Origin of the sequence: Grimontia indica (assembly GCF_000333895.2) — a bacterium.
Classification (GTDB): Bacteria; Pseudomonadota; Gammaproteobacteria; order Enterobacterales; family Vibrionaceae; genus Enterovibrio; species Enterovibrio indicus.
The window spans coordinates 238224-248068 of the sequence record NZ_ANFM02000012.1 but is presented as its reverse complement, the minus strand read 5'-3'; the positions used below and the strand labels follow the sequence as shown (position 1 = coordinate 248068).

The following is a 9845-nucleotide window of genomic DNA, read 5'->3' as shown; positions in this document are numbered from 1 at the left end:
CCTGGTTCGTAGCCAGGTACTCTATCCAGCTGAGCTACGAGCGCACAACAATTCGGGCTTGTTTTTCGGTATCGACCAAAAAACGAAAATAATGGCGCGACCGGGAGGATTCGAACCTCCGACCGCCTGGTTCGTAGCCAGGTACTCTATCCAGCTGAGCTACGGTCGCGCAGTGCAAGAATGGCGGTGAAGGAGGGATTCGAACCCTCGATGCGGCTATAAACCGCATACTCCCTTAGCAGGGGAGCGCCTTCAGCCTCTCGGCCACCTCACCGTCTTGCGGAGGCACATATTACTTTGAGCCAAGAATAAGTCAAACACTTTATCGGGAAAAATCTGCAATCTCGTTGCGTTTGCACACTTCTCCGCCATTTGCCGCTTTGGCGAGGCAAAACTGCCACCAATTGTGTTTTAAATGAACAACCTGACCACCTTAAAAAACCATAGTCTGGCAGTCTTTCTGGGGCATTGGATCGTCAGTTTAAATGCGTTTAGATAAAGAAAAGGCCGAGTCTATGTTCGGCCTTTCTGAAAACTTAAATACGCGGTGCTTAGAAGTTACCGCCAGTTGGCGCAGGGTTGCCCTTCTCTGCCTGTATACGCATGTAAATTTCTTCGCGGTGAACAGACACTTCTTTAGGTGCGTTCACACCAATGCGTACCTGGTTACCTTTTACGCCCAGCACGGTAACAGTCACTTCATCACCAATCATCAGCGTTTCACCCACGCGACGAGTCAAAATCAGCATTCTTCTACTCCTTGAGTATTTACAACTTTCTTATTCGTTGAGTCTGTTTGGTCTTCTAACTGCACGAAGTAAACTCACACGGCAGCGTAAGCTCCGAGATGGACTTTCAACTACTTTCCTTCCTTGCGAGCATCCGTTGCGGGCCAATACAGATAACCTGTGCCCGTCTGGCCTTTCAATATGGCTTATTTCTTTAGCTAACTCCAGTTAACCAATGAGATTTCGCATACCGAATCCAGACATTGTGACCCCTGTGCCCAGAAGATCACGTTGTCAGATACTGCGAGGCGGGAAAAGTTCATCCTACCGGGCAAAAATCAGGTGCATGCAGCGAATAAAACATAGCCACACACACATTAAGGCGATGCACTATACAGAGTTAAAAAAAAAGTGCAAAGAATAAACTTATCTTAGTCATCGAAAGAAAAAAGGCTTCCATCGGAAGCCTTTCTTTACATCAACTTAACGGCGTTGAATTGCGCTTAAAGGCGCTCTGTCAGCCAAGGAGCAACGGTTTCCAGAGCCGCTGGCAGCGCCGCAGTATCAGAACCACCTGCCTGTGCCATATCAGGACGACCACCGCCTTTACCGCCGACTTGCTGTGCAACCATGTTGACCAACTCACCCGCTTTCACTTTGCCAGTCAGGTCTTTGGTCACACCCGCAATCAGGCCAACTTTGTCGTCAGACACATTGCCCAGGAACACCACACCGCTGCCCATTTGGTTTTTCAAATCATCAACCATGGTACGCAATGCTTTGTTATCTGCACCGTCCAGCTTGCTGATCAGTACTTTAATACCGTTAATATCCTGTACTTTGTTGATCAGGCTTGCGCTTTCCTGGGCAGCCAGTTTTTCTTTCAACTGCTGGATTTCTTTTTCCAAAGATTTCGCACGGCTCTGAGATTCAGACACCTTCTTGGCAAACTCTTGCTGCTGACTGTAGAACGCATCTTCTGCACCTTGACCCGTTACCGCTTCAATACGACGTACGCCTGCTGCGATACCGCCTTCAGAAACGATCTTGAGCATACCGATATCACCAGTACGATTGGCGTGAGTACCACCACACAGTTCGATAGAGAAATCGCCCATGGTCAGTACGCGAACATTGTCGTCGTACTTCTCGCCGAACAGTGCCATTGCACCTTTCGCTTTTGCCGCTTCAATGTCCATGATTTCAGTAGACACGTCGTGGTTACGGCGAATTTGTTCGTTCACCAGTTTCTCAACGGCGCGCAGTTCTTCTGGTTTCACCGCTTCAAGGTGAGAGAAGTCAAAACGCAGACCTTCAGCACGGACCAAAGAACCTTTCTGTTGAACGTGCTCGCCCAATACAATGCGCAGCGCTTCGTGCAGCAAGTGAGTTGCTGAGTGGTTCAGTGCAATCGCCTGACGACGCTCTGCATTCACTTTAGCTTCCACGTTGTCGCCAACGCTCAGCATACCATCAACCAACTTACCGCGAAGACCAATAGCCGCGCCGTATTTTTGGGTATCGATAACTTCGAACTTGCCCGAATCTGTCATCAGGAAGCCCGCATCACCGCACTGGCCGCCTGATTCTGCGTAAAACGGCGTTTGGTCCATGATGATCACAGCTTCGTCTGCTGTTGCCAGCGTCTCTGACGCCATACCATCAACAAAGATATCTGTGATCAGGCCTTTGCCTTCGGTCGCACCGTAACCGGTGAACTCAGAGTTACCTTCAACTTTGATCACAGAGTTGTAGTCAGTACCAAATTGGCCTGCTTCACGCGCGCGTTGACGCTGCTCTTCCATCGCTGACTCAAAGCCTTCTTCATCAATAGTGAAGCCACGCTCACGTGCCACGTCGTTAGTCAGGTCAGCTGGGAAGCCGTAGGTATCGTAAAGTTTGAAGACGGTTTCACCGTCCAGCACTTTGCCATCCAGCGCTTCCAATGCATCGTTCAGAATTGCCATGCCGCGATCCAGTGTGCGACCGAAGTTTTCTTCTTCAATCTTCAGCACTTTCTCAACCATTGCTTGCTGGTTCTTCAGCTCTTCACCTGCGGTACCCATGATCTCAGCCAGAGGACCTACGAGCTTGTAGAAGTAAGAGCCTGTTGCGCCCAGCTTGTTACCGTGACGAACTGCACGACGAATAATACGACGAAGAACGTAGCCACGGCCTTCGTTTGAAGGCATGACGCCATCAACAATCAGAAATGCACATGAACGGATGTGGTCAGCCACAACACGCAGAGACTGGTTAGACAGATCTTCGTAGCCAATCACTTCCGCTGCTGATTTGATCAGGGTTTGGAAGATGTCGATTTCATAGTTTGAGTGAACACCCTGCATGATCGCAGCGATACGCTCGATACCCATACCTGTATCAACGGAAGGCTTAGGCAGTGGTTCCATCGTGCCATCGGCATGACGGTTGTACTGCATGAATACGTTATTCCAAATTTCAATGAAGCGGTCGCCATCCTCTTCTGGAGAACCTGGAGGACCACCCCAGATATGGTCGCCGTGATCGTAGAAGATTTCAGTACATGGACCACAAGGACCAGTATCACCCATCTGCCAGAAGTTATCTGACTCGTATGGCTTACCACCTTTCTTGTCGCCAATACGAACGATACGGTCAGCTGGAATACCGATCTTCTCGTTCCACAGCGCGAATGCTTCGTCGTCTGTTTCGTAAACCGTCACCATCAGGCGGTCTTTTGGCAGTTGCAGTACTTCAGTCAAGAATTCCCACGCAAAGGCGATGGCGTCTTCTTTGAAGTAATCACCGAAGCTGAAGTTACCCAGCATTTCGAAGAAGGTGTGGTGACGGGCAGTGAAGCCTACGTTTTCCAGGTCATTATGCTTACCACCGGCACGTACACAGCGCTGCGCTGTTGTCGCTCGGGTATAGGCGCGTTTTTCTAGGCCTAGGAAGCAATCTTTAAACTGGTTCATACCTGCGTTTGTGAACAACAGCGTTGGGTCGTTGGCAGGCACGAGCGATGAGCTAGGCACGATAGTGTGCCCTTTGCTTTCAAAGAATTCGAGAAACGCGCGGCGGATCTCGTCGGTGCTCATGTACATTGGCTAATCCTGAAAATTGGAGTTGTAGTAATCACTGCGTCGCGTAACAGGCGACGTGATCAGAGTCAATTGGCGGTCATTGTAAACAACCTGACCAATTGCGAAAAGAGGCATAAACAAGATAGATCGCAGACTATGCCTGCAATCGCTGGGTTTTAGTCGTCTTTCGAGAGGGCGTAGCTGATTTGGTCGAAGCTGAAACCGCGACTTTGCAGGTAACGGGTCCATTTGGCGCGTTGCTTGAAATCTACCGTCGGTAAGGTGCCGTCGTAATTACCGAAACGGCGTTTGGCCAGATCTTTTGCCAACTCGAACCAATCATGCTGTTGGTTTTCCTGCGCAATTTCCAACAATGACGTGCTGATGCCCTTTCGTTTAGCGTCAAAGCATATGCGTTGCCAACCATGACCTTTCGAGGCCCCATGGCGAAGCAGCATTTCGGCAAAACGTTTATCATCCAGCCAATTGTGGAAAAGACAGTGTTCTATTGCGGCATCGATTTCTTCAGGAGGGCACTGACGCTGCGCCAGTTTCTGACGCAGCTCCAGTTCAGAATGGTCGCGGCGGGACAGCATGCCCACCGCCAATTCTTTTGCAGTTAAACTCAGAACGCTTCCTCTTCAGGCAATTCAGCGTCATTGTTCTCTGCTTGTGGCTGGCCGGTTTGCAGCAGCATATCGCGCAGAGTCTTATCCAATTCTTTCGCGATTTCTGGATTTTCTTTCAGGAATCGACATGCGTTCGCTTTACCCTGGCCAATCTTATCGCCGTTGTAGCTGTACCATGCACCAGCTTTCTCAACCAGCTTGTGTTTCACACCCAGGTCAATCAGCTCACCGTAAAGGTTGATACCTTCACCGTACATGATTTGGAATTCAGCTTGCTTAAATGGTGCTGCAATCTTGTTTTTCACGACTTTCACGCGGGTATCGTTACCCACTACTTCGTCGCCTTCTTTGATAGAGCCGATACGACGGATATCAAGACGAACAGAAGCATAGAATTTCAGTGCATTACCACCAGTAGTGGTTTCTGGGTTACCGAACATCACACCAATCTTCATACGGATTTGGTTGATGAAAATCATCAGGGTGTTGCTGTTTTTGATGTTCGCCGTCAGTTTACGCATCGCCTGAGAAAGCATACGTGCCTGCAGACCCATGTGAGAGTCACCCATCTCACCTTCAATTTCCGCTTTCGGCGTCAGTGCCGCCACGGAGTCAATGATGATAACGTCAACTGCACCTGAACGCGTCAGTGCGTCAGCAATTTCCAGCGCCTGCTCACCAGTGTCTGGCTGGGACACCAGCAGGTTGTCGATGTCGACGTGCAGTTTGCGTGCATATACAGGGTCCAGTGCGTGCTCCGCATCGATAAACGCACAGGTTTTGCCTTGCTTTTGTGCTTCTGCAATAACTTGCAGTGTCAGAGTGGTTTTACCTGAAGACTCAGGACCATAGATTTCAACAATACGGCCGTATGGCAGACCGCCTGCGCCCAGCGCGATATCCAGAGACAGAGAGCCAGTAGAAACGGTCTCAATGTCCATCGTGCGGTCATCACCCAGACGCATGATCGAACCTTTACCGAATTGTTTTTCGATCTGTCCCAGGGCTGCGGCTAACGCCTTCTGTTTGTTGTCGTCCATTTGATTCTCCAACGGAAGCAATAATCGCTCAGATAACTGTTTAATTGATGCTAAGTATACTGTCCATTTATACAGTGTCTAGCCCTGTATAAAATTTTTCTTCGCTTTTCGTGTTACTGCTCCGGTTTTTCGCTTTCTAAATAAGAGAGTAAGCGACACAGACTATGTGCAATGGTATTGCTGCGAATTTCATGCCTGTCACCATCGAACAAACAGGTTTCTGTGACAGTGCCTTTGCGGGTTGCCCAACCAAAGCACACCATGCCTACCGGCTTTTCTTCACTGCCACCGGTGGGACCTGCAATACCGCTGACGGCCAGAGCGAAATCAGCATTGGCTTCTTTTAGTGCACCTGCCGCCATTTCTGCAACCACCTCTTCACTGACGGCCCCATGATCCACCAGCGTGTCTGTTGCCACACCGACCAATTCACGCTTAGCGTCATTGCTATAGGTCACAAAGGCACGCTCAAACCACGCAGAACTCCCTGCTACCTCGGTCAGTACATAGGAGATACCACCGCCTGTGCAGGATTCTGCCGTAGTCACCGTTTGGTTCGACGCTTTCAGTCTTTCGCCTATTTGTGTTGCCAGCTTAACGAGTTGCTCCATGATGTCCTCTTACGGCCTTGTTTTTACATCATCGCGAGATCGATACTTTACCCATTCATCGCGATTCACGTATCCTTGTTGCCTTCTCTTATCTTTGTAATTTTGCAGGCCAGATAGTGACAGTACAAGCGACAGCAAATCACACGCCGATGATGCAGCAATTTCTGAAAATCAAAGCGCAGCATCCCGAGGAACTTCTATTCTACCGAATGGGTGATTTCTACGAGCTGTTTTATGACGATGCTAAACGCGCATCCCAGTTGCTTGATATCTCTCTGACCAAACGCGGTGCCTCAGCCGGTGAACCGATTCCGATGGCAGGCGTTCCGTACCATTCTGTAGAAGGATACCTCGCCCGTCTGGTTCAGCTCGGAGAATCGGTTGCGATTTGTGAACAAATCGGCGATCCAGCCACCAGCAAGGGGCCTGTTGAGCGTCAAGTTGTCCGTATTGTGACACCAGGTACCGTTTCCGATGAGGCGCTGTTAAGCGAGCGCGTCGATAACCTGATTGCGGCGATTTTCGCTCACGGAGAACGTTTTGGTTACGCCACGCTGGATATCACTTCTGGCCGTTTCCTACTGAGTGAACCCGCAACAGAAGAAGAAATGCAGGCAGAATTGCAGCGCACTCGCCCGGCCGAACTTTTGTATCCGGAAGATTTTGCATTTCCATCGCTGACCGACATGTGCAAAGGCAGCCGCCGACGCCCTATCTGGGAGTTTGATTTAGAGACAGCAAAACAACAGCTAAACCAGCAATTCGGCACCCGGGATTTGGTCGGCTTTGGTGTTGAAGAATGCTCGCTTGGTCTTGCTGCTGCAGGTTGCTTGATGCAGTACGTCAAAGACACGCAACGCACCGCCCTCCCCCACATTCGCGCTTTGGTCAAAGAAAACAAAGACCAATCCGTGATTCTGGATGCCGCCACACGCCGCAACCTGGAACTGACCCAAAATCTGTCGGGTGGGTTGGAGAACACTGTTGCCTCGGTCCTCGACAGAACCACTACGCCGATGGGCAGTCGCCTTCTGAAGCGCTGGCTTCATCAGCCGATGCGTGATTTTAAGATTGTGAACCGTCGTCTGGATGCCATCACGGCACTGAAAGACACAGGGCTCTACGTCGATCTGGCAAACTCACTTCGCCCTGTTGGCGATATGGAACGTATTCTGGGGCGACTGGCGATTCGCTCTGCACGCCCTCGTGATATGGCAAGACTCCGCGGCGCATTGCAGCAATTGCCGGAAATCGAAAGCTTGCTTGATGAGGTGCAGGATGAAGCGATTGCCCCGCTGAAACAGGCCAGCGCCCCAATGCCGGAACTTGCTGAGCTACTCGAACGCGCCATTGTAGAAGCGCCACCGGTAGTTATCCGTGATGGTGGTGTCATTGCCCCTGGCTATAACGCGGAGCTTGATGAATGGCGCGATCTGGCTGATGGCGCCACACGCTATCTTGAGGAACTGGAAGCACGTGAGCGCGACCGTCACGACATTGATACGTTGAAAGTCGGATTCAATCAGGTCCATGGTTTCTACATTCAGGTCAGCCGTGGTCAAAGTCACCTGGTGCCGCCTTACTACGTGCGCCGTCAAACACTGAAAAACGCTGAACGTTACATTATCCCAGAGCTCAAAGAGCACGAAGACAAGGTACTCAATTCTAAGTCAAAAGCACTGGCACTTGAGAAGAAGCTCTGGGAAGAGCTGTTCGACCAACTGCTACCACATCTCGAGAAGCTGCAACGCGCTGCTGAAGCGCTTTCCACCCTCGATGTGCTGGCTAACCTGGCTGAACGTGCTGAGTCACTGAATTACTGCCGCCCGACGCTGACTGAACAACGTGGCATTGATATCGCTGGCGGTCGCCACCCAGTGGTTGAGCAAGTGATGGACGCACCTTTTATCGCAAACCCAACCTCACTCAATCCAGACCGCCGTATGTTGATCATAACGGGTCCTAATATGGGTGGTAAATCGACCTACATGCGTCAAACTGCGCTGATCACTCTGATGGCACATATTGGCTCTTATGTGCCGGCAGAATCCGTCACCCTAGGTCCTGTCGACCGTATCTTTACGCGTATCGGTGCATCCGATGATCTGGCCTCTGGCCGCTCAACCTTCATGGTCGAAATGACAGAGACGGCAAACATTCTTCATAACGCCACAGAAAACAGCCTGGTATTGATGGATGAGATTGGCCGCGGTACCAGTACCTATGATGGTCTTTCACTGGCATGGGCGAGTGCAGAGTGGCTGGCAGAAAAGCTCAAAGCGATGACGCTGTTTGCGACCCATTACTTTGAGCTGACGGAATTGTCCGGGCAAGTGCCGGGGCTAGTGAACGTGCATTTGGATGCCGTAGAGCATGGCGATGAAATCGCCTTTATGCACGCGGTTCAAGAAGGCGCGGCGAGTAAATCATACGGTCTTGCCGTTGCAGGGTTAGCAGGTGTACCCAAAACCGTGATTCAACGAGCGAAAACCAAGCTTCGCCAACTGGAAGCCAGCGGACACGAAGTAGTGACAGGTGAGCAAGCGGCACCAACCAGCAGTGCCGCCGCCCAGCTTTCACTGCTGCCAGAGCTTAGTGAAGTGGAAAAAGCGCTGGCTGATGTCGAGCCGGATAACCTGACGCCAAGACAAGCACTTGATGCCTTGTACCGACTGAAAGCGCTGCTTTGACTTATCGACGCGTCAGACGGTAAAAACAGAAAAGCCCCAAAAGGGGCTTTTTTCTTGAGCACACAAAGTGTTGATAAAAAGGTGCTATCAGTGCTCAGTGTTGAACAGAGACTCGATGTTCAGTCCCTGATGCGTCAGCATGTCACGTAAGCGACGCAAGCCTTCAACTTGGATTTGGCGAACACGTTCGCGTGTGAGGCCAATTTCACGACCCACATCTTCCAACGTTGACGCTTCATGACCCAGCAAGCCGAAACGACGTGCCAGCACTTCACGCTGCTTAGGGTTCAATTCCTGAAGCCAGTGAACGATAGACTTTTTCATGTCATCGTCTTGCGTGGTGTTCTCTGGACCGCCTTCTTTCTCGTCAGGAATGATGTCCAGCAATGCTTTCTCTGAATCACCACCAATCGGATTATCTACCGAACTGATGCGCTCATTCAGGCGAAGCATGCGGTTGACATCTTCAACTGGTTTGTCGAGTTGCAGAGCGATGTCTTCTGCTGTTGGCTCATGATCCAGCTTTTGTGCCAGCTCACGGGCGGTACGCAGATAAACGTTAAGCTCTTTAACCACATGGATAGGCAGACGGATAGTACGCGTCTGATTCATGATGGCACGCTCGATGGTTTGACGAATCCACCACGTTGCGTAGGTAGAGAAGCGGAAACCACGCTCAGGATCGAATTTCTCAACCGCACGGATCAGACCGAGGTTGCCTTCTTCAACCAGATCAAGAAGTGCGAGACCACGATTAGAGTAACGACGGGAGATTTTAACCACCAGACGGAGGTTACTTTCGATCATACGTTTGCGGGCAGCTTCATCGCCGCGAAGGGCACGACGTGCATAGAGTACTTCTTCTTCCGCTGTCAGCAGAGGAGAGTAACCTATTTCGCTTAGATAGAGTTGCGTTGCATCGAGAGCTTTCGAGGATGCTGCAAACGATACGGACTCTTCTACCTCTTCAGCTACTTCGTCTTCAGACTCGATTTCAAGTTGTTCCATGTCAACATCTTCAACAACCAAGTCGTCGACTTTCTTTGCAGTATTATTCTGACTCATAGCGCCTCCCAATTTTG

The 9845-nt window shown here is 50.6% G+C and carries 7 protein-coding genes and 2 tRNA genes; 1 reads left to right on the top strand and 8 read right to left on the bottom strand.

Going from position 1 to position 9845, the window contains the following annotated elements; genetic code table 11:
* Positions 1 to 92: 92 nt before the first annotated feature.
* From D515_RS07865 to pncC, 7 genes are all read right to left on the bottom strand, one after another.
* Positions 93 to 169 (bottom strand) — tRNA-Arg (locus D515_RS07865).
* A gap of 12 nt (positions 170 to 181) precedes the next feature.
* Positions 182 to 274 (bottom strand) — tRNA-Ser (locus D515_RS07860).
* A gap of 277 nt (positions 275 to 551) precedes the next feature.
* Positions 552 to 749: a carbon storage regulator CsrA gene (csrA, locus tag D515_RS07855; protein WP_002537591.1), complete on the bottom strand. Its 198-nt coding sequence runs from the start codon at positions 747 to 749 to the stop codon at positions 552 to 554.
* Between the two features lie 482 nt (positions 750 to 1231).
* Positions 1232 to 3814 (bottom strand): alanine--tRNA ligase, encoded by a 2583-nt coding sequence (alaS, locus tag D515_RS07850; RefSeq protein WP_002537590.1) that lies wholly within the window; start codon positions 3812 to 3814, stop codon positions 1232 to 1234.
* Positions 3815 to 3969: 155 nt separating this feature from the next.
* The gene (locus tag D515_RS07845; protein WP_420835368.1) at positions 3970 to 4401 is read right to left on the bottom strand and encodes a regulatory protein RecX; all 432 of its coding nucleotides are present in this window, start codon (positions 4399 to 4401) and stop codon (positions 3970 to 3972) included.
* A 17-nt stretch (positions 4402 to 4418) separates the two neighbouring features.
* Entirely contained in the window at positions 4419 to 5462 is a 1044-nt protein-coding gene (gene recA / locus D515_RS07840; protein ID WP_002537588.1) for a recombinase RecA, read from the bottom strand.
* Positions 5463 to 5575: 113 nt separating this feature from the next.
* Positions 5576 to 6073 (bottom strand): nicotinamide-nucleotide amidase, encoded by a 498-nt coding sequence (pncC, locus tag D515_RS07835; protein ID WP_002537587.1) that lies wholly within the window; start codon positions 6071 to 6073, stop codon positions 5576 to 5578.
* 149 nt (positions 6074 to 6222) lie between these two features.
* Between pncC and mutS the strand changes: the two genes are divergently transcribed.
* Positions 6223 to 8763, top strand: coding sequence for a DNA mismatch repair protein MutS (mutS, locus tag D515_RS07830; protein ID WP_002537586.1), 2541 nt, complete (start codon positions 6223 to 6225; stop codon positions 8761 to 8763).
* 87 nt (positions 8764 to 8850) lie between these two features.
* On the opposite strand, the gene rpoS is transcribed toward mutS, so the two are convergent.
* Entirely contained in the window at positions 8851 to 9828 is a 978-nt protein-coding gene (gene rpoS / locus D515_RS07825; RefSeq protein WP_002537585.1) for an RNA polymerase sigma factor RpoS, read from the bottom strand.
* Positions 9829 to 9845: the final 17 nt, after the last annotated feature.

Excerpts from the sequence above, each read along its gene's own strand:
- pncC (WP_002537587.1), bottom strand. The coding sequence starts at position 6,073 with ATGGAGCAACTCGTTAAGCTGGCAACACAAATAGGCGAAAGACTGAAA.
- rpoS (WP_002537585.1), bottom strand. The coding sequence starts at position 9,828 with ATGAGTCAGAATAATACTGCAAAGAAAGTCGACGACTTGGTTGTTGAA.
- alaS (WP_002537590.1), bottom strand. The coding sequence starts at position 3,814 with ATGTACATGAGCACCGACGAGATCCGCCGCGCGTTTCTCGAATTCTTT.
- csrA (WP_002537591.1), bottom strand. The coding sequence starts at position 749 with ATGCTGATTTTGACTCGTCGCGTGGGTGAAACGCTGATGATTGGTGAT.
- recA (WP_002537588.1), bottom strand. The coding sequence starts at position 5,462 with ATGGACGACAACAAACAGAAGGCGTTAGCCGCAGCCCTGGGACAGATC.
- mutS (WP_002537586.1), top strand. The coding sequence starts at position 6,223 with ATGATGCAGCAATTTCTGAAAATCAAAGCGCAGCATCCCGAGGAACTT.